At 72.6% G+C, this 23,538-nt stretch carries 22 protein-coding genes and 1 pseudogene; 16 read left to right on the top strand and 7 right to left on the bottom strand.

The genetic code is table 11. The features are described 5' to 3' along the window. Nucleotides 1-202 precede the first annotated feature (202 nt). The gene (locus ABNF97_RS29400; RefSeq protein ID WP_130464277.1) at nucleotides 203-838 is read left to right on the top strand and encodes a YHS domain protein; all 636 of its coding nucleotides are present in this window, start codon (nucleotides 203-205) and stop codon (nucleotides 836-838) included. A 16-nt stretch (nucleotides 839-854) separates the two neighbouring features. On the opposite strand, the gene ABNF97_RS29395 is transcribed toward ABNF97_RS29400, so the two are convergent. From ABNF97_RS29395 to ABNF97_RS29385, 3 genes are all read right to left on the bottom strand, one after another. Further along, nucleotides 855-3,896 (bottom strand): AfsR/SARP family transcriptional regulator, encoded by a 3,042-nt coding sequence (locus ABNF97_RS29395; protein ID WP_349340515.1) that lies wholly within the window; start codon nucleotides 3,894-3,896, stop codon nucleotides 855-857. Between the two features lie 83 nt (nucleotides 3,897-3,979). Then, nucleotides 3,980-5,611, bottom strand: a complete 1,632-nt coding sequence (locus ABNF97_RS29390; RefSeq protein ID WP_349340514.1) for a SulP family inorganic anion transporter — start codon at nucleotides 5,609-5,611, stop codon at nucleotides 3,980-3,982. Continuing rightward, nucleotides 5,608-5,940, bottom strand: a complete 333-nt coding sequence (locus ABNF97_RS29385; RefSeq protein ID WP_130464275.1) for a metalloregulator ArsR/SmtB family transcription factor — start codon at nucleotides 5,938-5,940, stop codon at nucleotides 5,608-5,610. The genes ABNF97_RS29390 and ABNF97_RS29385 overlap by 4 nt, the downstream gene beginning before the upstream one ends. Nucleotides 5,941-6,117: 177 nt before the next feature. Here ABNF97_RS29385 and ABNF97_RS29380 point away from each other — a divergent pair, with 177 nt between their 5' ends. The 4 genes from ABNF97_RS29380 (at nucleotide 6,118) to ABNF97_RS29365 (ending at nucleotide 10,125) form a co-directional block, all read left to right on the top strand. Continuing rightward, nucleotides 6,118-7,488 (top strand): glutamine synthetase family protein, encoded by a 1,371-nt coding sequence (locus tag ABNF97_RS29380; RefSeq protein ID WP_349340513.1) that lies wholly within the window; start codon nucleotides 6,118-6,120, stop codon nucleotides 7,486-7,488. A gap of 199 nt (nucleotides 7,489-7,687) precedes the next feature. Next, nucleotides 7,688-8,461, top strand: coding sequence for a 3-oxoacyl-ACP reductase (locus tag ABNF97_RS29375; protein WP_349340512.1), 774 nt, complete (start codon nucleotides 7,688-7,690; stop codon nucleotides 8,459-8,461). A gap of 82 nt (nucleotides 8,462-8,543) precedes the next feature. After that, the gene (gene map / locus ABNF97_RS29370) at nucleotides 8,544-9,401 is read left to right on the top strand and encodes a type I methionyl aminopeptidase (protein WP_130464273.1); all 858 of its coding nucleotides are present in this window, start codon (nucleotides 8,544-8,546) and stop codon (nucleotides 9,399-9,401) included. Between the two features lie 13 nt (nucleotides 9,402-9,414). Then, nucleotides 9,415-10,125: a VIT1/CCC1 transporter family protein gene (locus ABNF97_RS29365; RefSeq protein WP_130464272.1), complete on the top strand. Its 711-nt coding sequence runs from the start codon at nucleotides 9,415-9,417 to the stop codon at nucleotides 10,123-10,125. Nucleotides 10,126-10,181: 56 nt separating this feature from the next. Here ABNF97_RS29365 and ABNF97_RS29360 read toward each other — a convergent pair whose 3' ends face one another. From ABNF97_RS29360 to ABNF97_RS29350, 3 genes are all read right to left on the bottom strand, one after another. Beyond that, complete coding sequence (locus ABNF97_RS29360; RefSeq protein ID WP_349340511.1) at nucleotides 10,182-10,682, bottom strand: nitroreductase/quinone reductase family protein; 501 nt, start codon at nucleotides 10,680-10,682, stop codon at nucleotides 10,182-10,184. A gap of 136 nt (nucleotides 10,683-10,818) precedes the next feature. Further along, nucleotides 10,819-11,241, bottom strand: coding sequence for a ferritin-like domain-containing protein (locus ABNF97_RS29355; protein ID WP_349340510.1), 423 nt, complete (start codon nucleotides 11,239-11,241; stop codon nucleotides 10,819-10,821). A gap of 52 nt (nucleotides 11,242-11,293) precedes the next feature. After that, on the bottom strand, nucleotides 11,294-11,746 hold the full coding sequence (locus ABNF97_RS29350) for a hypothetical protein (protein WP_130466207.1): 453 nt from the start codon (nucleotides 11,744-11,746) through the stop codon (nucleotides 11,294-11,296). Between the two features lie 242 nt (nucleotides 11,747-11,988). On the opposite strand from ABNF97_RS29350, the gene rimP reads away from it, so the two are divergent. The 11 genes and pseudogenes from rimP to ABNF97_RS29295 all read left to right on the top strand — a co-directional run. After that, nucleotides 11,989-12,678, top strand: a complete 690-nt coding sequence (rimP, locus tag ABNF97_RS29345; protein WP_130464269.1) for a ribosome maturation factor RimP — start codon at nucleotides 11,989-11,991, stop codon at nucleotides 12,676-12,678. Continuing rightward, a complete protein-coding gene (gene nusA / locus ABNF97_RS29340) occupies nucleotides 12,675-13,730 on the top strand; it encodes a transcription termination factor NusA (RefSeq protein ID WP_130464268.1) in 1,056 nt (351 codons plus the stop codon). Before rimP ends, nusA begins: the two co-directional genes overlap by 4 nt. A gap of 15 nt (nucleotides 13,731-13,745) precedes the next feature. Further along, the gene (locus ABNF97_RS29335) at nucleotides 13,746-14,090 is read left to right on the top strand and encodes a DUF448 domain-containing protein (RefSeq protein WP_130464267.1); all 345 of its coding nucleotides are present in this window, start codon (nucleotides 13,746-13,748) and stop codon (nucleotides 14,088-14,090) included. A 93-nt stretch (nucleotides 14,091-14,183) separates the two neighbouring features. Beyond that, the gene (gene infB, locus ABNF97_RS29330; RefSeq protein ID WP_130464266.1) at nucleotides 14,184-17,162 is read left to right on the top strand and encodes a translation initiation factor IF-2; all 2,979 of its coding nucleotides are present in this window, start codon (nucleotides 14,184-14,186) and stop codon (nucleotides 17,160-17,162) included. A gap of 157 nt (nucleotides 17,163-17,319) precedes the next feature. Further along, complete coding sequence (locus ABNF97_RS29325; protein WP_130464265.1) at nucleotides 17,320-17,613, top strand: DUF503 family protein; 294 nt, start codon at nucleotides 17,320-17,322, stop codon at nucleotides 17,611-17,613. A gap of 160 nt (nucleotides 17,614-17,773) precedes the next feature. Further along, on the top strand, nucleotides 17,774-18,289 hold the full coding sequence (gene rbfA, locus ABNF97_RS29320) for a 30S ribosome-binding factor RbfA (RefSeq protein ID WP_130464264.1): 516 nt from the start codon (nucleotides 17,774-17,776) through the stop codon (nucleotides 18,287-18,289). Next, entirely contained in the window at nucleotides 18,286-19,368 is a 1,083-nt protein-coding gene (locus ABNF97_RS29315) for a DHH family phosphoesterase (protein WP_486484785.1), read from the top strand. The genes rbfA and ABNF97_RS29315 overlap by 4 nt, the downstream gene beginning before the upstream one ends. 52 nt (nucleotides 19,369-19,420) lie before the next feature. Next, entirely contained in the window at nucleotides 19,421-19,828 is a 408-nt protein-coding gene (locus tag ABNF97_RS29310) for a hypothetical protein (protein WP_130464263.1), read from the top strand. Further along, nucleotides 19,825-20,034: a DUF6186 family protein gene (locus ABNF97_RS29305; protein WP_130464262.1), complete on the top strand. Its 210-nt coding sequence runs from the start codon at nucleotides 19,825-19,827 to the stop codon at nucleotides 20,032-20,034. The genes ABNF97_RS29310 and ABNF97_RS29305 overlap by 4 nt, the downstream gene beginning before the upstream one ends. Before the next feature lie 654 nt (nucleotides 20,035-20,688). Next, nucleotides 20,689-21,000, top strand: coding sequence for a hypothetical protein (locus tag ABNF97_RS29300; RefSeq protein WP_130464261.1), 312 nt, complete (start codon nucleotides 20,689-20,691; stop codon nucleotides 20,998-21,000). Nucleotides 21,001-21,045: 45 nt separating this feature from the next. Further along, nucleotides 21,046-21,231, top strand: a pseudogene (locus ABNF97_RS29295) (alpha/beta hydrolase); the annotation flags it as partial. Between the two features lie 87 nt (nucleotides 21,232-21,318). On the opposite strand, the gene ABNF97_RS29290 reads toward ABNF97_RS29295, so the two are convergent. Then, a complete protein-coding gene (locus tag ABNF97_RS29290; RefSeq protein ID WP_349340509.1) occupies nucleotides 21,319-22,773 on the bottom strand; it encodes a hypothetical protein in 1,455 nt (484 codons plus the stop codon). Nucleotides 22,774-23,538 lie beyond the last annotated feature (765 nt).

Here is a 23,538-nt window from a genome sequence, read left to right as displayed (position 1 = left end):
GATGCCCCGGATGATATTGCCAAAATCAAGTGCCGACACGCCACGACTGGCAGCGGTCCGACCCGCCACGGCTGCGAGCGGTCCGACCCGCCACGACTCGGAGTGCTCCGACAGGCGGGCGGCTGCGAGCGCTCCGACAGACGGCTGCGAGCGCTCTGACAGCCGGGAGTGCCAACCTGCCGGACAGGAGGTGTAGCAGAGAATGATCTTTATCGAGGTGATCGCCGTCAAGGGGCGGCTAGACCCGGCGGAGCGCGCGCGGGTGGCCAGGCGACTCGGATCGCTGGCGGAGTTGGGGGGTGGTTCGGATGGTTCGCAGACGCAACCCGGCACGGCGGAGGTCTTCCGAACGATGTTCCAGGTGGTGATCCACGAGCCGGAGGTGTGGGTGACCGGCGAGGAACTGGTCACGTCCGCCGATCCGGCCCGCTACGTCGTCCGGGCGTATGTTCCCGCACCCTGGCGCAAGGACCTCAGCCAGGTGCTCATCACGCACGTGACGAGGGTGCTCTCCGAGGCCGGCGGTGGGACCCCGGCCGAACCGGCGGGTGCGGCCGCCGCCCGGGTGCAGGTGCACGTGCTCGGCGTCACGGAAGGGTCCATCGGGATCGGCGGCGAGGCCAGGACCTCCACCGACCTGGTGGACATGCTGGGTGCGCCGTACGAGGCGGACCTCGCCGCCGGACGAGCGGTCCGGGACCCGCTCTGCGGGGTGATCATCCCGCTCAACGAGCACGCCGTCACCCTCGAAATCGCCGGTACCCTGTACGGCTTCTGCTGCCGGGGGTGTCGGGACGCCTTCCTCGCCAAACGGGATGCGGAGGGCGTGCCGGTGTGACGACTGGCCCGCCGCCTCAGATGTCGCCGACCAGCTCCAGCGCACCGTCGCGGTCCAGGCGTCTGCCCCGGTCGTACGCGGTCCGGTAGCCGGCGCTGCCCAGCATGGCCGGTAGGTCCCGGGTCAACCGGAGCACGTCGGGGTTTCGGGCGCTCGGCGCCCCGGCCAGGGCATGTGCGGCGCCGAGCACCTGGGCCGCCCGCGCCGACCGGCCGGAGCGCCGGAGCAGATCGGCCACTCCGACCCCGACCATGGCCACCATCGGCAGGTCGGGCATGGTGAGCGCGAGCGCGTACGCCTGGCCGAGGTGTCGGGCCGCCGCGTCGAGATCGTCGGTGGCGACGGCGAGCCGGCCCGCTCCGGCTGAGTACAGCGCCCGGTACGCCGGGTCGCCGTCGACGTCGGCCAGTTCAAGGAGGTGTTTCGCCTCCCCCAGGTCTCCGTCGTACCGGGCCAGGTCCGCCAGCCCGAGCCGGGCCAGCGCGACGTGCCGGGTCGACGGTGCCTGGTCGAGCACGTCCCGCAGTTCGTCGCGGGCTGTCGCGAGATCGCCCGCGTCGATCCGGACCATCGCCGCCCAGACCCGCTGGTCGGCGTCGGTGCCGAGAACGCGGAGCAGCGCCATCGTCTCGTCCAGTGCCGCGACCGCCCGGTCGTAGTCGCCGGCCGACAGGTGGGTGGAGGCCAGCGACATCAGCGACAGGGCCAGGCCCCAGCGGTCGCCGGCTTCGCGGAAGCCGGCGACCGCGTCGGTCAGCGCCTGACGACCGGCGTGGGCGTCACCGGCCGTGCCGAGCAGGAACGCCCGGGCCAGCCAGAGCATCGCCCGGGTCCACGGCTCGGGGTGGGACAGGTGCCCGTCGAGGGCGGAGATTCCGGCGCCGAGATCGCCGTCGACCAGGGCGAGCAGCGCCCGGGCGAGCGCGGCCACCGGCCCGGTTCCGGATACCGGCCCGGCCACCGCCGACGCGTCGGCGAGGTCGCCGGCGAGCATGGCGCTGAGCAGGAAACTCGCCACCGCATCCAGCCGGACGTCCGCAGGCACGGCGCCCGGCACCCCGAGCGCGTCGCGCAGCCGGCTCGCCCCCTCGGCGTGGTCGCCGTGGATCGTCCAGAACTGTCCGAGGGCGGCGCCCAGACGTACGGCGGTCGTGGCGTCGGCGTCCTCGACCGCGAGGCGCAGCGCGGTGCTCAGGTTCTCGCGTTCGGCGGTGAGCCGGGCGATCCACGGAAGCTGGTCGGCGCGACGCAGGTGCGGAGCGGCCCGTTCGGCCTGGTCGAGGTAGCACGCGGTGAATGCGGCCCGGGCAGCGGCCAGCCGGCCGGTGTCGGTGAGGCGTTCCAGGCCGTACGCCCGGATCGTTTCGAGCATGCGGTAGCGGCCGCGGCCGGCGTCGAACTGGAGCAGGGACTTGTCGACGAGGGCGTGCAGGAGCTCCGAACCGATCCCGACGTGCTCCGCGGCGGACGCGGTCAGGCTCGTGGGGAACACGGCGAGCCGTTCGGCCGCGTCGCGCTCCGCCTCGTCGAGCAGGTCCCAGCTCCAGGAGACGACCGCGCGCAGCGTCCGGTGCCGGGGTAGGGCGGTGCGGCTTCCGTGGGCGAGCAGCGTGAACCGGTCGTCGAGCCGGGCGGCGAGATCGGTGACGGACATCGACCGGAGCCGGGCGGCGGCGAGTTCGATCGCCAGCGGCAGGCCGTCCACCCGGCGGCAGATCTCGGCCACCCTCCGATCCGCAGGAGGGTCGGGTTGGACGGACCGGGCCCGATCGGTGAACAGCCGTACCGCGTCGGCCGGGTCGAGCGGCGGCACCGGGCAGATCGCCTCGCCGGGGATGTTCAGCGGTTCGCGGCTGGTGGCGAGCACCCGCAGTCGCGGACAGCGGCCGAGGAGGTCGGCGGCGAGCCGGGCGGCGGCGTCGACGAGATGTTCGCAGTTGTCCAGCACGAGCAGCGGCTCCCCGACGGACAGCACCTCGACCAGCCTGGTCGGCAGGTCGGCGGTGACCCGGAGGCCGAGCGGGGCCGCGACGGCCCGGGGGACGTCGTCGGGATCGGTCACCGGGGCCAGCTCCACCAGCCAGGCCGGACCGGGCAGGTCGGCCAGTACCGTACCGGCGAGCCGGGTCTTGCCGACCCCACCCGGCCCGACCAGCGTGACCAGCCGGTACGTCCGGAACTGCTCCGCGATCCGTCGCCGCTCGGTGTCCCGGCCGACGAAGCTGGTCAATGCCGCCGGCAGGTTGCCCCGGGCAGGCCGGCCCGCTTCCGCCTCCGCGCTCTTCTCCGGTCCGGCGTTCTGGTGGCCCCGCCCGGTGACCGCGGTCGGCTCGCCGCGTAGCAGCATCAGGTGGATCTTCCGCAGCTCCGGCCCGGGGTCGTTGCCCAGTTCGTCGGCGAGCATCCTCCGGTACGCCTCGTAGGCGGCGAGCGCCTCGGCCGGCCTGCCATCGGCCTGCAGTGCCCGGATCAGCAGCACACGCAACCGCTCCCGCAGCGGGTACGTCGTGGTGAGCTGCTCCAGCCTGGCGATGGCCGGTCCGGCGGCGCCGGTCGCCAGTTCCGCCGCCAGCAGGTCTTCGTCGGCCGTCAGCCGCAACTCCCGCAGCCGCGCGATCACCGCCCCCGCGTACCGGGTCTGGGCGACGTCGGCCAGCGGATCCCCGCGCCACAGCGCGACCGCCTCCCGCAGCCGGGCGGCGGCGAGTGGCGCGTTCCCACCGTCCAAGGCTCTACTGCCCTCTCGGGCCAGCCGCTCGAACCGGAACGTGTCCACCGAGGCGGGCGCGACATCGAGCAGGTAGCCGGTCGGTGTCGAGCGCAGCACCGACCCGTCGGGTAGGGCGTGCCGCAGTCGGGACGCGAGCGAGTGCAGCGCGTGCGTCGGCCGTCGGGGCCCGCCGTCCGGCCACAGCGCCTCGACGAGGGCCTGGGTGCTGACGACCCGGCCGGGGTCCAGGGCGAGCCGGATCAGCAGCGCGCGTACCCGTACCCCGCCGACGTGCATCGGCGCGTCGCCGGCCACCACCTCCAGCGGTCCCAGTAGACCGATCCGCATGACACCACTGTGCCACCGCCGTGCGGTCGTCCCGGACGGCCACCCGGATGTTGGCGCCGGACCCGGGCAGCGTCCGGCGGCGGCTATCCCGAGCGCAGGGCGGCGATCGCGGTCGGGGCATCGACGTGCACCCGCTCCCGCAGCAGGGCCAGCACACCCAGGGCGGCAAGCGCCCGGCGATGCTCCGGGCGGATCCCGGACAGGTGCACCGTGATGTTCCGGTGGTGCAGGTCCTCGATCGCGTCGCGCAGGGCCAGCGCGCCGGAGGCGTCGATCGCGGTGACCCGGGACAGCCGCAGCAGCACCACGTCGACCCCGTCGACCCGGGAGAGCGCGTGCCGGAGACGGTGCGCGGCGGCGAAGAAGAGCGGTCCGCTCGGCCGGTACACGGCGAGATGCGGCAGGTGTTCGCCGTGCGGCACCTGGTCGACCCGCATGGAGCCGGCGACCTTGCGCAGGGCCAGGCCCCCGGCGACGATCAGGCCGAGGAGCACCGCGGCCACCAGGTCCAGCAGCACCGTCGCGCCGGCGGTGAGCACCAGGACGAGCGCGTCGGAGCGGCCGGCCCGGACCAGCGCGCGCAGCACGCCGACGTGCACCATCCGGACGGCGGTGGCCAGCAGCACCCCGGCCAGCGCCGCGATCGGGATGCCGGCGACCAGCGGGGCCGCGGCGAGCATGACCACCGCGAGGACGAGGGCGTGCGACAGGGCGGCGAGCCGGGAGACCGCTCCGGCGCGTACGTTGACGGCGGTCCGGGCGATGGCGGCGGTGGCGGGTACCCCGCCGAAGAGCGGCGTCACGATGTTCGCGATGCCCTGCCCGAACAGTTCCCGGTCCGGGTGGTGCCGTTCACCGCGCCGCATCCCGTCGGCCACGGTGGCGGAGAGCAGTGACTCCAGGGCCGACAGCGCCGCGACGGCGACCGCCGAGGTGAGCAGCATCCCGACGGCGTCCAGCCGGAGGAAGGCGAGCGTCGGCTGGGGCAGCGTCGACGGCAGCGCGCCGATGCGGGCGACGTCGATGTGCCACACCTGGGCACAGACGGTTGCCGCCCCGACCGCGAGCAGGGCGGCGGGCATCTGCGGCCGCCACTTCAGCACGACCAGCACCAGGACCGCGACCCCGACCGAGAAGGCCGCCGACGGCCAGTGCGGGTGCGCGGCGAACGCCGCCAGCGCACGTACGGCAATCGACAGCACCTGCTCGCCGTGCGCCGGCACCCCCAGGGCGGCCGGCACCTGTTGCAGGAAGATGACGATCGCGATACCGACGGTGAAGCCCTCCACCACCGGGGCGGGTACGAACCGCGCGTAGCGTCCGGCCCGGACGATCGCGAGCCCGACCAGGATCAGGCCGGCGAGCAGGCCGACGGTGAGCACCCCGCCGGGTCCGAACTGCGCGACGATCGGGACCAGCACGACGGTCATCGCCCCGGTCGGCCCGGACACCTGGAGGTTGGAGCCCCCGAAGACGGCCGCCAGTGCACCGGCGACGACGGCGGTCACCAGCCCGGCGGCGGCACCGAGTCCGGAGGCGACGCCGAAGCCGAGCGCCAGCGGCAGCGCGACCACCGCGACGGTGAGCCCGGCGAGCAGATCGGCACGGGGGTTGCGGCGTACCGCGGCCAGGTCGGCCCGGCCGGGCAACAGGCCGGCGAAACCCACCCTGTCTCCGGCGTCGGCACCCGCCCGGCCTCCGGCGTCAGCGTTCACTCGGGCTCCACCGTCAGCGACGCCAGCAGTTCGGCCTGGCCCCGCAACATCTCGGTGAGGATGCGCCGGGCCGCCCGCATCAGGTCGGCCACGTCCGGGCCGGCCAGCGCGTAGACGACGGTCGCGCCGTCCCGGGTCGACACCACGATCCCGGCCCGGCGCAGCACCGCGAGCTGCTGGGACAGGTTGGAGGCCTCCACCTGGGTCTCGGCCAGCAGCTCGCGTACCGGTCGGGGACCCTCGCCGAGGAGTTCGAGCACGCGTATCCGGATCGGATGCCCGAGCATCCGGAAGAAGTCGGCCTTCGCCTGGTACAACGGAACTTGCATGTGTGCAATTGAAGACTTCTTCAAATAGACACCTCGACCCGGGGGTGGCGATCGTGATCTCGGTCACCCGGCGCACATCAGTTGACGTGGATCTTCGAGAGGCGCACGATCTCGGGCAGATGCGTGACGCCGGTCACACCTTGCGTCCCGCCCTGGATCCGGACGAAGGAGACGCCGATGAGGGCTCGAATTCCGGCGCTGAGCCTGGAGGCGCTCCGGGTGGCCGTCGACGGCGGCGAGATCGACACCGTGGTGCTCGCCCTGACGGACATGCAGGGGCGGTTGCAGGGCAAGCGGTTCCATGCGCCGTACTTCCTCACCGAGGTGCTCCGGCACGGCAGCGAGGGCTGTGACTACTTGCTCGCCGTCGACGTGGAGATGAACACCGTCGACGGGTACGCGATGTCGAGCTGGGAACGCGGCTACGGCGACCTGGCCATGGTCCCCGACCTGAGTACGCTGCGCCGGGTCCCCTGGCAGCCCGGCACCGCGATGCTCCTGGCCGACCTGCGTTGGCCGGACGGCAGCGGAGAGGTGCTCGCCTCGCCCCGGCAGATCCTGCGCCGCCAGCTCGACCGGCTCGCCGGGCACGGGTTGACCGCGTACGCCGGCACCGAGCTGGAGTTCGTGCTCTACCGCGACTCGTACGAGGAGGCCTGGCGCCGGGGTTACCGCGAGCTGACCCCGGCGAACCTCTACAACGTGGACTACTCGCTGCTCGGTACCGCCCGGGTCGAGCCGCTGCTGCGGCGGATCCGCACCGAGATGGCCGGCGCCGGGCTGACCCCGGAAAGTGCCAAGGGCGAGTGCAACCTCGGCCAGCACGAAATCACCTTCCGGTTCGCCGACGCCCTGACCTGTGCCGACAACCATGTCGTCTACAAGAGCGGGGCCAAGGAGATCGCCGCCCAGGAGGGCATGTCGATCACCTTCATGGCGAAGCCGAACGAGCGCGAGGGCAGCTCCTGCCACATCCACTTCTCGCTGCGCCGTGCCGACGGGCGGTCCGCGATGCTCGGCGACGGTCCGGCCCGGCTGTCGCCGACCGGCACCCGGGTACTGGCCGGGCTGCTGGCGACGATCCCGGACTTCAGCCTCCTGCTGGCGCCGAACGTGAACTCGTACAAGCGGTACCAGCCCGGGTCGTTCGCCCCGACAGCGCTGCGCTGGGGCGCCGACAACCGCACCTGCGCGCTGCGGCTGGTCGGGCACGGCCAGGGGCTGCGGGTGGAGAATCGGCTGCCCGGTGCCGACGTCAACCCGTACCTGGCGATCGCGGCGCTGGTGGCGGGGGCGGTGCACGGGATCGAGGCGGAGTTGGAGCTGGAGCCGGAGTTCGTCGGCAACGCGTACGCCGACGAGTCCGCGCCCCGGGTGCCGGGTACGCTGCGGGACGCCCTCGGCCGCTGGACGGCGTCGCCGCTGGCCGCCGCCGCGTTCGGGGCCGAGGTGGTGGCGCACTACGCCAACCAGGCGCGGGTGGAGTTGGCCGCCTTCGACGCGGCGGTGACGGACTGGGAACTGCGCCGCGGTTTCGAACGCCTCTGAGTCGACGCCCGGTGACGAGACGTCGACGCCCGGTCGAGGTGACCCTCTTCCGGAGTCGGACTGCCCCGGCTATCGACCACGGGCCGGAACATCGGCGAGGATGCCGGAAGCGCGCCGGTGCCTGCCGAGCCGGCGCACGGGCCGGTGCAGGGGTCGGCGCAGGGGCCGGTGCAGGGGCCGGCGACGGAAAGGAGCCGCGATGGCGCTGAGTGATCGACTGGCCGGGCGGGTGGCGGTGGTGACCGGGGCCGGCAGTGGGATCGGGCTGGCCACCAGCCGCCGGCTCGCCGCCGAGGGGGCATACGTGGTCTGCGTCGACATCGCGGACGACGCCGGGCGGACCGCCGCCGACGAGGTGGGCGGCGAATTCGTGGCCTGCGACGTGAGCGACGAGGCGCAGGTACGCGATCTCTTCGACCAGGTCGCGGCCCGGCACGGCCGGATCGACATCGCGTTCAACAACGCCGGCATCTCGCCGCCGGAGGACGACTCGATCCTGGAAACCGGCCTGGACGCCTGGGAGCGGGTGATCCGGGTCAACACCACCAGCGTCTACCTCTGCTGCAAGTACGTCATCCCGCACATGTTGCGCCAGGGCAGCGGCTCGATCGTCAACACCGCCTCCTTCGTCGCGCTGATGGGGGCGGCCACCTCGCAGATCGCCTACACCGCCAGTAAGGGCGGGGTGCTGGCGCTGACCCGGGAGCTGGGCGTGCAGTTCGCCCGGCAGGGGATCCGGGTGAACGCGCTCTGCCCGGGGCCGATCATGACCCCGTTGCTGCGGGAACTCTTCGCCGAGGACCCGGAGCGGGCGGCCCGGCGGCTCGTGCACGTGCCGATGGGGCGGTTCGGCGAGCCCGCCGAGATCGCCGCCGCGGTCGCCTTCCTGGCCAGCGACGACGCCTCGTTCATGACCGCCGCCCAGTTCGTGGTCGACGGAGGGATCACCGGCGCCTACGTCACCCCGCTGTGAGGCTCCGGGTGACCTGCCGCCGGGTGTCGAACGGGTCACCGAGGCGTGAGCGCGGCCGGGCGGCGACGTTAGGCTGGAAGTCATGACCGTCCGTGCGCCGTTGACCCCTGGCACCCTCTCCCCGTGGCGCCAGGTGCCCTCCCACATCGTCCGCCCCGAGTACGTCGGCAAGAAGCGGCCGAAGGAGTGGCGCGGCTCGCACGTCCAGTCCGCCGAGACGATCGAGAAGATGCGGGTCGCCGGCCGGATCGCCGCCCAGGCCACCCAGCTCGCCGGTGAGCACTGCAAGCCCGGCGTCACCACCGACGAGATCGACCGGGTGGTGCACGAGTTCCTGATCGACCACAACGCCTACCCCTCCACCCTCGGCTACAAGGGCTTCCCCAAGTCGTGCTGCACGAGCCTCAACGAGGTGATCTGCCACGGCATCCCGGACTCGACGGTGCTGATGGACGGCGACATCATCAACGTCGACGTGACGGCGTACCTGGACGGGGTGCACGGGGACACCGACGCCACCTTCTGCGTCGGCGAGGTGGCCGAGCCGGCCCGGCTGCTGGTGGAGCGGACCCACGAGGCGATGATGCGCGGCATCCGGGCGGTGGCACCGGGCCGGCAGATCAACGTGATCGGCCGGGTGATCGAGTCGTACGCCAAGCGGTTCGGCTACGGGGTGGTCCGGGACTTCACCGGGCACGGTATCGGCGAGGCGTTCCACAGCGGGCTCTACGTGCCGCACTACGACAGCCCGCGGCCGACCGACGTGATGGAGCCGGGGATGACGTTCACGATCGAGCCGATGATCACCCTCGGCACCCACGAGTACGACGTCTGGGAGGACGGCTGGACCGTGGTGACCAAGGACCGGCGCTGGACGGCCCAGTTCGAGCACACCATCCTCGTCACCGAGGATGGCCACGAGATCCTCACCCTGCCGTGACGGGCCGGCACCCGTGACCGACGCGGCCGTGTCGGTCGGCGAGCCCCACCACGCCGACGTCTCCGGCGGCTGGCTGCGTCCCGCCGTGTTCGGCGCGATGGACGGGCTGGTCACCAACATCGCCTTGATCGCGGGCGTCGGCGGCGGTGGGGCCGCGTCGCACACCATCGTGCTGACCGGCTTCGCCGGGCTGGTCGCCGGGGCGATCTCGATGGGGCTCGGCGAGTACACCAGCGTGCAGTCGCAGAACGAGCAGGTGGCCGCCGAGGTTGCCAAGGAGCGCCGCGAGCTGGAGCGGAACCCGTCCGGCGAGGCCCGGGAACTCGCCGACGCCTGGGTGCGGCGAGGGCTGCCCCGGGACCTCGCCGAGCAGGTCGCGGACGTACTCCGGCACAACCCGGAGGAGGCGCTGCGGGTACACGTCCAGGAGGAGCTGGGAGTCGACGTCGACGAGCGGCCCAGCCCGTGGACCGCCGCCTTCTCGTCGTTCCTCTGCTTCTCGGTCGGGGCCGTGGTGCCGCTGCTCACCTACCTGCTCGGCTTCTCCAACCTGTGGCTGGCGCTCGGGGTGGGCGGTCTCGGCCTCTTCGTCGCGGGTGCGGTCGTCGCCCGGTTCACCAACCGGAGGTGGTGGGTCAGCGGTGGCCGACAACTACTGCTCGGCGCGGCGGCCACCGCCGCGACGTACCTGGTCGGCCGGCTCGTCGGCGTCGGCGTGAGCTGACGGTACGTCGATCCGGCGGTCCGCCGCCGGGCCGGAGGTCGCCGTGCTCCGCTGACCTACCCGGGCGGGGAGGGACGCCGTTCGAGTCGGAAGACCCGGATGTCGCGTCCGCCGGCCCGCCGGACATAGGTCCGGTACGCCGGCCACTCGGCGACCAGCAGCCCCCACAGCCGCTCCCGTTCGGCGCCGGTGACCGGCCGGGCCCGGACCGGGATCCGGTTGCCGTCGACGGTGACCGTGGCGTTCGGCTCGGCGAGCAGGTTGAGCGCCCAGGCAGGCTGCTCGGGGCGCCCCCAGTTCGAGCCGGTCACCACGAACGCGTCGCCGTCGGGCACGTAGAGCAGCGGGTTGCTGCGCGGTCGCCCGGACCGACGCCCGGTGGTGGTGATCAGCAGCGACGGCACCACGCCGAGCGCCACCACCCGGCCCCGGGTCAGCCTGGCGACCAGCCGGTCGGCCGGGACCAGTAGCGGCGTGCAGGCGGCGAACCAGCGTGCGTGGCCGAGTCGGCGTACGGCCCGGCCGAACGCCGAGACCGGTCTTTCCAGAGCGGACATCGGTACAGTGTGCCGGCTGACGCCCGCCCCGGTGGCCCGCACCGCCGTCCGTCCTTGCGAAGACCGCGGGCAGACTTCCCCACGCCCCGCCCCGCCCCGGTCGGTTCGGTCGGCCCGGTCGGTTCGGTCGGCCCGGTCAGGTCGGGCGGCCCGGGAACGGCACCGTGGCCGGGTTGACCCCGGCCGTCCTGCGCCACCGGGTGGCCCGGACCGCCGCGTCGGTGAGCCCGTTCAGCGCCCGGGTGCGGTCGGCACCTTCGGTCGCCGGCAGCGCGGCCCGCCAGACCGCCGCGGTCCGCTCCTCGACCTCGACCGCCAGTCGCAACGCGCTCGCCTCGTCGGTGACCGCGAACGGCAGCTCGTACGCCGGCTCGGCCACCGGCACCGGACCGCCCCGTTCGGTGAGGAGCAGCACGAGCCCGTCCCGCCGGCTGCGGTGTGCCGCCTCGGCGGAGCGGGCCTGCTCGGCGGCGCCATCCGAGAGCCGTACCCCGATCAGCCCGTACGCGTAGATCGCCGCGTGCTCGGCGGCCAGTGCCGCCGCCAGCGCCTCGGACATCAGACCGCCTTCCCCTGGTCCCGCTCTCCCCGGGGCCGGTCGCCGCGCCCGGTCACCGGAGCACCTCCAGGTGCGTCGCCCGGGCCGCGGCGATCGAGCCGACCAGCGCGGCGCGGTCGGCCGGCGCCCCGGCGCAAGCCTGCGCGGCGGCCTCCCGGCCCTGCCGCTCGGCCTCCCGCAACTGGCCGAGGAGCGCCGTGGAGGACCCGGCGCCGGGGTCGGTGCCGGGGACGGTGGCGGTGGGGCTCGGCAGGGCGGTGCCGGTCACCCGGGACAGTTCCGCGGCGTGCGCCCGGTGTGCCTCGGCGACCGGGCGGAGCCGGTCGGCCAGGTCGGGAAACGCGGCGATCGCGGCCTCGTGCCGGGCGGCGAGGTCGAGGGCACCGGTGATCAGCGGCGCCAGTGGGTCCGGTGGCGGCGGATCGGGCTCGCCGCCGAAGAGCCCACAGCCGCTGAGCGAGCCGGTGGCACCTACCAGCGCCGCCAGGGCGACGGCCTGTACCACCTCGCGCCGGGACCGCCCCGCCGCGCCGATCGTCTGGTTCGTGTTGCCGCTGCGCACCCGGCAAGTCAACACCATCGGTGCCGCCGACGGGGCCGGCGCGCTCACCGCGGCGTCGTCGGTGCGCCGATCGGGCTCCGGGCCCGCCAGCACGTTACGCTCTGCGCAGCCGCCGGACACGTCAGTCCGGTGGCACGCTGGTATGGCTGCCGGACGGAACCGGCGATCACGAGGGAGGCGCGGAGATGACGCAGCGTGGCCGGAACGCCGGTCGGCCCAGGGCGGGTCGCCGGACTCCGGACCGTCCCCGCGAGGACCCGTCCGCGCGTCGGCTCCGGCTCCGTGCCGTGATCGAACCGGTGGTGACCGCCGCCGGCTACGACCTGGAGGACCTCTCGGTGTCCCGGGCCGGCCGGCGGTACGTCGTCCGGGTGGTCGTGGACGGCGACGGCGGGGTCAGCCTCGATGCGGTGGCAGACGTCTCCCGGCTCCTCTCCAAGGCGCTCGACCAGGCGGAGGAGACCGGTGGAGACCTGGTCGCCGGGGAGTACCAGCTCGAGGTGAGCTCGCCCGGCGTGGACCGGCCGCTGACCCGGCCCCGGCACTGGCGACGCAACGTCGGCCGGCTGGTCAAGGTGACCGTGCGAGGCCCGGGTGAGCGCCCGGAGCCGGGCGGCGTCGACGAGTGGCCGCCGGCGGCCGGGGACCGGCAGCTGACCGCCCGGGTGGTCGCGGCCGACGACGAGCGGGTAGTGCTGGAGACCGACGCCGGACCGGTCGGCTGGGCGTACCCCGATCTCGGGCCGGGTCGGGTCCAGGTGGAGTTCAGCCGGCTGGACGAGATCGCCGAGGACGATCCGACCGGTGCCGGCGATGATGACTATGACGACGTCGGCAACGGCGACGACGAAGATGTGGAGGGCGAGGAGCGGTGAACATCGACCTCGCGGCGTTGCGCGCCCTGGAGCGCGAGCGGGAGATCCCGTTCGACACGATTCTCGCGGCGATCGAGACGGCGTTGCTGACGGCGTACCGGCACACCGAGGGGGCCCAGGCACACGCCCGGGTCGAGATCGACCGCAAGACCGGTGCCGCCCTGGTGTACGCACAGGAGCAGGACGCCGAGGGCGCGGTGATCCGGGAGTTCGACGACACGCCGCACGACTTCGGCCGGATCGCCGCGATGACGGCGAAACAGGTCATCCTGCAACGGCTTCGCGAGGCCACCGACGAGGTGCACTTCGGCGAGTACGTCGGCCGGGACGGCGACCTGGTCACCGGGGTGGTGCAGGCGCACGAGGCGCGCAGCGAGAAGGGCATCGTCTCGGTCGACCTCGGCAAGGTCGAGGCGGTACTGCCCCAGTCCGAGCAGGTCCCCGGCGAGTTGTACGAGCACGGCCAGCGGATCCGCTGCGTGGTCGTACACGTGGCCAAGGGCTTCCGTGGCCCGCAGATCACCCTTTCCCGATCGCACCCGAACCTGGTGAAGAAGCTCTTCGCCCTGGAGGTGCCGGAGATCGCGGACGGCACCGTGGAGATCGCCGCGATCGCCCGCGAGGCCGGCCACCGGACCAAGATCGCAGTCCGGTCCACCGTGGCGGGCGTGAACGCCAAGGGCGCCTGCATCGGCCCGATGGGGCAGCGGGTCCGGGCGGTGATGAGCGAGCTGCACGGCGAGAAGATCGACATCATCGACTGGTCGGAGGATCCGGCCCAGTTCGTCGGCAACGCGCTCTCGCCGGCCAAGGCACTCCGGGTCGAGGTGGTCGACGCGACGACGCGTACGGCCCGGGTGACCGTGCCGGACTTCCAGCTCTCACTGGCCATCGGACGGGAGGGGCAGAATGCCCGGCTTGCCGCCCGGTTGACCGGTTGGCGGATCGACATCCGTCCCGACACCGAGCAGATGCCGAGCCAGGCGTCGGCGGGACGGCAGGGCGGTCCTGATCACGCGGCCGAGGCGGACGGCGCGATCTCGGCCGGGTAGGGGTAGACTTTCCCAGTGGTACGACGCGCGGAGCCGGAGCGCACCTGTGTGGGCTGTCGGCACCGGGCGCCGGCCGGCCAGCTGCTGCGGATCGTCGCGGTCGGCGATGAGACTGGTCACAGCCTCCGACCCGATCCGACCCGTAAGCTGCCGGGGCGGGGAGCGCACCTGCACCCCGATCCGGCCTGCTTCACGCTGGCAGTGCGGCGTCGGGCCTTCGGGCGGGCGCTGCGTGTCGCTGGCGTACCCGACGCGAGTGAGTTGGCCGAGCACCTCCAAGGCGTCGACGACCACGACCGGCCATCCGGCCGGGCGGGATCGACGCAACGGAACCCGAGCAAGGTAGGACGACCGACATGAGCACACGATGAAGTCCCAGAAATGACCAGGCTTCAAGTGCACGAGTGAGGTCGCTGCGGGTGCTGCCCGCACGACCTCGGAGTGAGGAGTGCAGTGGCAGGCAAGGCCCGCGTACACGAGCTGGCTAAGGAGCTCGGGGTCGAAAGCAAGACCGTTCTCGCCAAGTTGAAGGAAATGGGCGAGTTCGTCAAGTCAGCGTCGAGCACCGTCGAGGCCCCGGTGGCCCGGCGGCTGCGTGGCGCCTTCGTCGCGTCTCCGGAGCCGGCGGCACCAGCCGCCGCCCCGACGCCACCGCCGGCACCCAAGGCGGCTCCGGCACCGGGTCCGGGAGAGCCGAAGGTCGCCGCGAAGCCGGGACCGCCCCGTCGGCCGACACCGCCGACGAAGCCCAAGGGCCCGGTGCCCGGTCCGCCGCAGACGGCGACGCCGGTCGCCAAGCCGGCGAGCGCGCACGACATCGAGCTGGCCGCCGCCGAGGCGCGCGCGGCCGCGCTGAAGGCCGAGCAGGAGGCGACGGTCAAGGCCGCCCAGGCGGCTCGGCAGCAGCGCAACGACACGGTCCGGCGGGAACCGCCGGCCGACGGCGGCCCCACGAACCGGCCGAAGCCGGGTCCGGGTGCCGTTCCGCCGCGCCCGGGTGGTGCCCCGTCGGGCGCCCGTCCCGCGCCGCCCGGCGCCCCGACGCCCGGCCCCGGCCGGCCCGGTGGCCGTCCGCCGGCGCGCAGTGGCGGTAACAACCCGTTCGGCATCACGCCGGGCGGGCAGCGTCCGGCTGCCTCGGGTGGGCCTCGGCCCAACCCGGCCAACATGCCGCCGAGGCCGAGCCCGGCCTCGATGCCGCCCCGGCCGAGTCCGGCGTCCATGCCGACGCAGCGGCCCGGTCGTCCCGGTGGCGGCCCCGGTCGCCCCGGTGGCGGTGGCGGCGCCGGTCGTCCCGGCGGTGGCGGTGGCGGCTTCCGTGGCGGCCCCGGTGGCGGTGGCGGTGGCGGCTTCCGTGGCGGCCCCGGTGGCGGCGGCGGAGGCGGTTACCGCGGTGGTCCCGGTGGCGGCGGCGGTGCCGGTGGTGGCTACCGCGGTGGTCCCGGCGGCGGTGCGCCGGCCGGTGGCGGTCGCCCCGGTGGTGGTGGCCGTGGCCGTGGCGGCGGTGCCGCGGGTGCCTTCGGGCGTCCGGGCGGCAAGCCGACCCGGGGTCGCAAGTCGAAGAAGCAGCGCAGACAGGAGTTCGACAACCTGTCCGCACCGACCATGAGCTCGGGCGCCCCGCGCGGTCAGGGCCAGGTCATCCGGCTGCCTCGCGGCGCGTCGCTGTCGGACTTCGCGGACAAGATCAACGCGAACCCCGGTTCGCTGGTCCAGGAGATGTTCAACCTGGGCGAGATGGTCACCGCGACCCAGTCCGTCTCCGACGACACGCTCCAGCTGCTCGGTGAGCATCTCGGCTTCGAGATCTCGATCGTCAGCCCGGAGGACGAGGATCGCGAGCTGCTCGCCCAGTTCAACATCGACCTGGACGCCGAGGTCGACTCGGACCGGCTGGTCAGCCGCCCGCCGGTGGTGACCGTCATGGGTCACGTCGACCACGGTAAGACCAAGCTGCTCGACGCGATCCGCAAGGCGAACGTGGTCGAGGGCGAGGCCGGCGGCATCACCCAGCACATCGGCGCGTACCAGGTGCGTGTGCCGCACGAGGGTGAGGACCGGGCGCTGACCGTCATCGACACCCCGGGTCACGAGGCGTTCACCGCCATGCGTGCCCGTGGTGCCCAGGTCACCGACATCGTGGTGCTGGTGGTCGCCGCCGACGACGGCGTCATGCCGCAGACGATCGAGGCGCTCAACCACGCCAAGGCGGCGGACGTGCCGATCGTGGTGGCGGTCAACAAGATCGACAAGCCGGAGGCCAACCCGGACAAGGTTCGCCAGCAGTTGACGGAGTACGGTCTGGTCGCCGAGGAGTACGGCGGTGACACCATGTTCGTCAACGTGGCGGCCAAGCCGGGCATCGGCATCGAGGACCTGCTCGAGGCGGTCCTGCTCACCGCCGACGCGTCGCTGGAGCTGACCGCTCCGATCGACGGGCCGGCCCAGGGTGTGGCGATCGAGGCGCACCTGGACAAGGGTCGCGGTGCGGTGGCCACGGTGCTGGTGCAGAAGGGCACCCTGCGGGCCGGCGACTCGATCGTCGCCGGTGGGGCGCACGGCCGGGTCCGGGCCATGCTGGACGAGAACGGCAAGCCGGTCACCGAGGCCGGGCCGGCGCGTCCGGTCATGGTGCTCGGTCTGACCGCGGTGCCGGGAGCGGGTGACACCTTCCTGGCCGCCGAGGACGACCGTACGGTCCGGCAGATCGCCGAGCAGCGGCAGGCCCGGCGGCGGGCGGCGAGCTTCGCCAACTCGCAGCGGCGGCCGAGCCTTGAGACGATCATGGAGCAGCTCAAGGAGGGCGAGAAGACCTCGCTCAACCTGGTGCTCAAGGGTGACGGCTCCGGCTCGGTGGAAGCGCTGGAGGATGCGCTCTTCAAGCTCGACATTCCGGCGGAGGTCCAACTGCGGATCATCCATCGGGGTGTTGGTGCCATCACGGAGAGCGACGTCATGCTGGCCAGCGCCTCGTCCGAGGCGGTCACGATCATCGGCTTCAACGTCCGGGCCTCGAACAAGGTCCGGGAGATCGCCGACCGCGAGGGTGTGGAGATCCGGTACTACACGGTCATCTACCAGGCCATCGAGGAGATCGACGCCGCGCTGAAGGGCCTGCTCAAGCCGGAGTTCGAGGAGGTCGAGCTGGGCAGCGCGGAGATCCGCGACGTCTTCCGCTCGTCCAAGATCGGCAACATCGCCGGTTGTATCGTCCGGTCCGGTGTCATCCGCCGCAACGCCAAGGCGCGGCTGCTGCGTGACGGGACGGTCGTGGCCGACAACGTCACGATCAGCTCGCTCAAGCGGTTCAAGGACGACGCCACCGAGGTCCGGGAGGGCTTCGAGTGCGGTCTGACGTTGAGCAACTTCAACAACGTCCAGGTCGGGGACATCATCGAGACGTTCGAGATGCGCGAGAAGCCGCGCGCCTGAGCGAGTCGAGTCGGATACCGGTGGCCGGAACCCGTGCGGTTCCGGCCACCGGCCTGTCCGGGGTCGACGGCCTGTCCGGAACCGCCGGTGGTCCGGGGCGGCGGGTGGGGCGGAAAGGCGTCGAGCAACGGGGCGCAGATGCCGTACCCTTCCCGCCGTGTATACCGGAACCGCCCTTTTCGACCTGCTGCTGCCCGGAGACTCGCGCTCCCTGAAGGCGAAGCGGTCCTACGTGCGCCCCATCGTCGCCGCACTGCGCAAGTTCGAGGTCTCGGCCGCCGAGGTGGGGGCGCTGGACCTGTACGGCCGGGCCCAGATCGCCGTCGCCCTGGTCGCCTCCGAGCCGGAGCACGTCGGTACGGTGCTGGACGCCTGCGAGCGGCTGGTCGCCGGCCGGCCGGAGGTCGAGTTGCTCTCCGTGCGGCGCCGGTTGCACGGTGCGGACGACTGAATCGGCCGCTGGCCGGGGGTATTCGGCCGGTACGGCCAATGGCGACGGCGGCGGCGAGGCCGCAGGATGCGCGGGTAGTGTTTCCCAGGTCGGCCGGTCCGGCCGCGGCGCCCAGCGCCGCCGGTCCGGCCCGGAAGCAGATGGGCGTGGAGGTGCGGAGATGACGGACCAGGCCAAGGTGCGTCGGCATGCGGAGCGCGTGCGGGAACTGGTGGCGTCGGTGGTGCGTACCCAGATCAAGGACCCCCGACTCGGCATGATCACCATTACCGACGCCCGGATCACCCCCGACCTGCGGGACGCGACCGTCTTCTACACGGTGCTCGGCGACGCATCCGACCAGGCGGCCACCGGCGCCGCGCTGGAGAGCGCCAAGGGACTGCTGCGGAGCACCGTCGGCAAGGCACTCGGGCTACGTCACTCGCCCAGCCTGACCTTCGTCCTGGACGACGTGCAGGACCAGGTGAAGCAGATCGACGAGCTGCTGGCGGCGGCCCGTTCCGCCGACGCGGAGGTGCAGCGGCTGGCCGCCCGGGCCGCGTACGCGGGCGAGCCGCAGCCGTACAAGCTCGACGCATCCGACGACGAGGTCGACTCCGACGGCGACGAGGTCGACTCCGACGAGGGGCGGGACGAGGACCGGCCGCCGGCCGGAGACGGCGGAGACCGGCGGTGAGCGGCGTACTGCTCACCGACGTGTCCCAACCGACAGCCGGAGTGCCGACCGAGGCCGAGTGGGCGGCGGCGGTCTCGGCGATCACCCGGCTCCCCGCCGACGGCCGGGTACTCCTGATCTGCCACGTCAACCCGGACGGGGACGCGCTGGGCAGCATGCTCGGCTTCGGACTCGGGCTGCGCCGGCTCGGCGTACGGCAGATCCAGGCCACCTTCCCTGGGCGCCCGGAGGTGCCGGAGCCGCTCCAGGCGATGCCCGGCCAGGAGTTGCTGGTCCCGGCTACCGCCGCCGACCCCGACCCGGACCTGGTGATCTGCTTCGACGTCGCCGCCGTCTCCCGGCTCGGTGACCTGGCCGACCGGCTGGACCGGGCCGGTACCGCCATCGTGCTGGACCACCACGCCTCGAACACCCGGTTCGGCGGGATCCACCTGGTCGACCCGGACGCCGCCGCCACCTCGGTGGTGGTGGAGAAGCTGCTGGTCCGGCTCGGTGTGCCGCTGGACGCGGGGATCGCCGAGTGTCTCTACGTCGCACTGGCCACCGACACCGGCTCGTTCCGGTTCGACATGACGACGCCGGCCGTGCACGAGATGGCCGCCCGGCTGCTGGCCACCGGTATCCGTCCCGGCGAGATCTCCCGGCGGATCTTCGACACCCGGCCGTTCGGCGCGGTCCGGCTCTACGGCGACGTGCTCGGACGTACCCGGTTGGAGCCGTTGGCCGCCGGTGGGCTGGGGCTGGTCTGGACGTACGCGACCCTGGACGACCTGGCCCGGCACGGGCAGCGCCCGTACACCCTGGAACCGCTGATCGATTCGGTGCGCTGCACCGCCGAGGCGGACGTGAGCTGCGTACTCAAGCAGGTCGCGGAGGGTGAGTGGGCGGTCTCGATGCGCAGCAAGGGCGCCACCGACGTGAGTCGGGTGGCGGTGGCCCTCGGCGGTGGCGGGCACCGGCTGGCGGCGGGCTTCACCGGTTACGGGTCGGCATCCGAGGTTGTCGAGGCGATCCGGGCGGGGCTGACGGATGCTACCCCGAGCGGCTCCACCTCGGCGGACCAGCAAGATCGGGAGTGACGCGGGCGGCATCTGCCTTTTCGCAGGGCGGTGCCACGGGGACAATCGGCTCATGGAACAGCAGCCGGAGCTTCCTGCGGATCTGCCCCGGGCCTGGGACCGACCGGTCGTCACGGTTCCGACCCTCACCGTACTTTCCCTGATCGGCGGGCAGTTCCCGTCGTTCTCGACGCAGGCGAACATCTACGCCATCGGCACCGGCGGCGCGCTGGTGTGGATCGGGCTCTCCAACCGGGTGCCCCGGCGGCCGGTACCGCACCGGCTGCGGTCCGGCGCCGTCTGGTGGCTGCTGCCGATACTCGTCTTCGGGGTCTTCGAGGCCAGCACCTTCATGCTCGGCTCCCGGGACGACTTCCCGACCTTCTCCAAGATCGCCGACCCGCTGCTGGACGACTCGTTGATCCGCTCGGTCGGCTACCTCGCGTGGCTCTCCGCGTTCTGGGGGCTGGTGCGCCGATGAGGTACGTCGCGATCGGTGGCTTCACCGTGGCGCTGCTGCTCTTCGTGGCGGTCGAGTGGGCCGCCCGCCGGGAGGGCTCCCGGATCCCGACCTTCGGCGACGTCTGCGCCTACGTCATGCGGTACGAGGTGGGCCCGGTGCCGGTCGGCCGAATCGCCCTGTTCGGCTTCTGGTGGTGGGTGGGCTGGCACTTCTTCGCCCGCTGACCGCGACCCGGTCGTCCTCTCCGGTCATCCGGTGGCGTGCTGTGGCGCCGAGTCGGCTGGCCAGCCGACACCGTCCCGGATCGCGGGAATGCCGCACAGGATGTGGACCTGAACGATAACTTGGGTAAGGGAACTGAACGATACCTAGGGTCGGCGCTATCCAGCGTCGACGCCACCTGGGGTTTGTCGCACCCGTCCCACCCGTGACCAGGTGTGGCAACCCGTCGCAGACCGCCTGCCTCCCAGGGTCGATCGACCCGGGGGTCACGCCGTTCCGGCCGCCCCGTCCGGAGACCCCGGACCCGTCCCGGCCGATCAGCAGGACCCTGTCGCGGTGGACCGCGCCGTGCGGCGCCACCCGCCCTGGAAGGAGCCACGCCATGGCCGCCAAGCCGACCCCACCCAAGCCAGAGAACACCGACGAGGCTCGTGAGCAGGCTCGTCGCGCCCTCCAGACGTCGATGGACACCCGTCAGTGACCGGTCGCGGGGCGGCGTAACGGGTCAGATCCCGGCCGCCCAAGGAGCCGGCGCGGCCACCCTGTCGGTTGTGGACGATCGAATGGCCGTGCCCGGTACGTTGACGTTGGTATATTGCTTCCCCGACGGGCCCCGTTTGCCGGGTGACGGCCCCGAAGCCTGACGGGGAGGCGGAATGACGCAGCCGGTCCGGGTCAACGTGCCCGGGGTGCGGACGGTGGGTGGCGAAATCGTCAGCCACGGCACCGAACTCAAGCGCAATGTCGCGGCGGTCGAGGGCCAACTGGTGCCGCCCGCTGGACCCGGGGTGAAGGGCTGGGCCACCCTCGACGCGGTGACCAAGGCCTCGGACGGCTGGGAGGCATATCTCAAGGGGCTCGGCGGCCGGATCGAGGCGTCCGGACAGTCCCTGATCGACTCCGCCAACAACTACCAGAGCTCGGACGAGCGCGCCGGCCAGCGCTACGGCGGGATGCGAGTCCGATGAGCGTTCGCCGCCCCGGTCGCCGGGGACCCGACCGCGGGGCTATCCGATGAGTTCCAGAACGGACTGCGGGCCACCCACGACGGCGAGCCGTCCCGCCACGTCGTACTCGGGCACAGCTGCGGCTCGACGGTGATCGGGCATGCCGCCACCGGGGCCGGGATCAACGCCGACGCCGTGGCCTTCGTCGGCTTCCCGGGCGTGGACACCAACGGGAGTCGATCCGGACAGGTCACCTGCGGGCCGTGAACCGTCCGGGGACCGGGCGCCCCGGAGCCGGCGCCGATGGAGGGCGACCAGGGTCCATGAGTGCAGACCGGTTCACTTCCGCCAGGAGGGCAGCATCCGTTGGGACATCTCGCGCCAGAACCATCGGACCCGGTGCCGTGAGGTGAGCCAGGAGATCGAGCCGGGCACCCAGGGCCATCGGTGCCCAACCAGGTCGATCTGGCGCGCGCAGAAGACCTCGTCCATCGGGTACGCGAGTCCTTCGCTCTGCGGTGGCAGGGGGCAGAGCCGGTAGGGGCAGTCGCCGAGGCAGGTCGAACCGGGTTCGGCTGGCCGGCTGGCCCGCCAACTGTGGCCGGGCTGCATCGGGGTCGGATCGACGGTGAGGCAGGGTGGCAGGTCGGTGCGGTTCGCCTGCGCGAGCCGGCGGGCGCGGTCGGCCGGCGGGTTGTTCGGCCGGTCGGCGAGGTTCAGCAACAACATGACGTCGGCGAGCAGGCGCTGCGCCTGCTTCGTCAGGACCGTCCACCCCACCGCCTCCGGGCACCAGGAGTCCTGGTAGCGCCGGACGTTCGGCTGCGAGGTGTAGGAGCCGATCCGTCGGACGATGTCCTGCTCGTCGACCCAGCAGTGCCGTTCCGGGTGCCCGCTTCGCAGCGCCTGCACGCAGAGGTCCCCGGCCTTCCGGACGAACGGGTGCACGGCCGGTCGGTCCGGTGCGGGGGCCTCGGCTCCGCCGCCGGCGATGCTGAGCCAGAAGTCGACCAGGCCGCGTGGGTCGGTCGTGGGCCCGTACGTCGGGAGTCCACGGCGCGGGTCCTCCGGCAGTGACAGCAGGGTGAGCGCCTGTACCAGAGCGAGCTGGGAGTACCAGTACCGACTGTGCCGGAGTGCGGTTTCGGCGTGTTCGATCAGCCGTAGCCGGTGTGCCGCGCGGTCTTCCGGGATCCGGCAGTTTGCGGCGAGCCGGAAGCCCTGGGCGAGGTGCATCTCGTCGATGATCCGGTCGTCGGTGTCGGACCCGGTCAACAGGTCGAGCCAGTGCCGCAGGTTCTGCCGGGCCGCCTCGTGGTCTTCCGGCCCGTCGTCGGGCCTGCTCGATACGCAGTGCAGCGGGGCCAGCCAGGCGAGCATCTGGCGCTCCTCGGGCGATCTCACGGGCGGGGCGGACTCGTCCGGTGGACCGGTGCCGATCGCGGTTCGGGGCGGTGGTGCCGGCTCCGGCCACCCGGGCAGTCCGCGTACCGTGCCCGGCCCGAGCCGGGCGATTTCGCGTACGGCGGTGAGCCGGATCCGGTACGACGACGCCGCCTGGTGGATCATCTGGAAGAACCGCTGGTATCCGGGTTCGGGGACGTCCATGCCGGCGCGCCGTCGACTGTCGAGCAACTGGGCGGCGGCGCCGAACCGGCGGATCAGGACCTGCTTCGCCTCCTCCAGCGGCCGGTCCGTGATCGAATGGTCTTCATGCAGGTCGGGCCAGCGGTCGGCGATCTGGTCGACCAACTGCCGGTGCCGGGACTCGGTGAGCCGGCTGTCGATGTCCAACGCGGCGGCGAACGTCTCGACGGCCTTGGTCCGGTCTCCCCGGAAGATCTTGACTCCGCCCGGGCCGTACGTCGACCGGCGTGCTCCACTCCGTGGCGGCCTCGTGCAGCCAGGCGACCACCTGCCTGGCCGTCTCCTGCCGGCCGGGGTCGCCGACGGAGTAGCAGGAGTAGAGGGTGAGCGCGGCGAGCAGTTCCCGGGCCGAGCGGTGCCCGAACGCCAGCGTCAGGAAGAACCACTCGCGCTCAGGTGCTGACTGCCGCCCCGATTCCGGCTGCCGCCCCGATTCCGGTGGATGGTCCGACAGCGCGTCTGGATGGTCCGACAGCGCGTCGCGAAACGGCGGGAGGACGGCGTCGAGGAGCCGGGCACCCAGGTACGCCTGGATGACGCCGTGCTGGAATCAGACATAAATTGAACAAACACCGCAAAGTCAGGCTAGTGCAGTTGGTGATGGCCCGATGTCGGGTCCCGGAGGTCGTGCCAGCGCTTCGTCTGCAGGGGCGACGGGTGGGCGGACCGGGAAATAGTGCCTTCACCCGACGCACCGACGCCGGAAGGCAATATTTCCCTGAACTGGCAAGCCTCGAAGGACTACCGCCCCGCGTTGGGGATCGGCCCGGCTGTCCGGCTCCTCGCTGTCAGTAGTCCGCGTGCCTGGCGGCGCGACCCCGAGCGGGGTGAAAATCGGGCTGGGCCGTCCGGATGTCGTCGTCTCGTCTTGGCGCTGTGAGCCCGTCTGTCAGTAGGACGCTGAGGATCTTG

Origin of the sequence: Plantactinospora sp. B6F1 (genome assembly GCF_040120695.1) — a bacterium.
In the GTDB taxonomy this organism is placed as follows: Bacteria; Actinomycetota; Actinomycetes; order Mycobacteriales; family Micromonosporaceae; genus Plantactinospora.
This window is presented reverse-complemented; position numbering and strand designations above follow the sequence as displayed.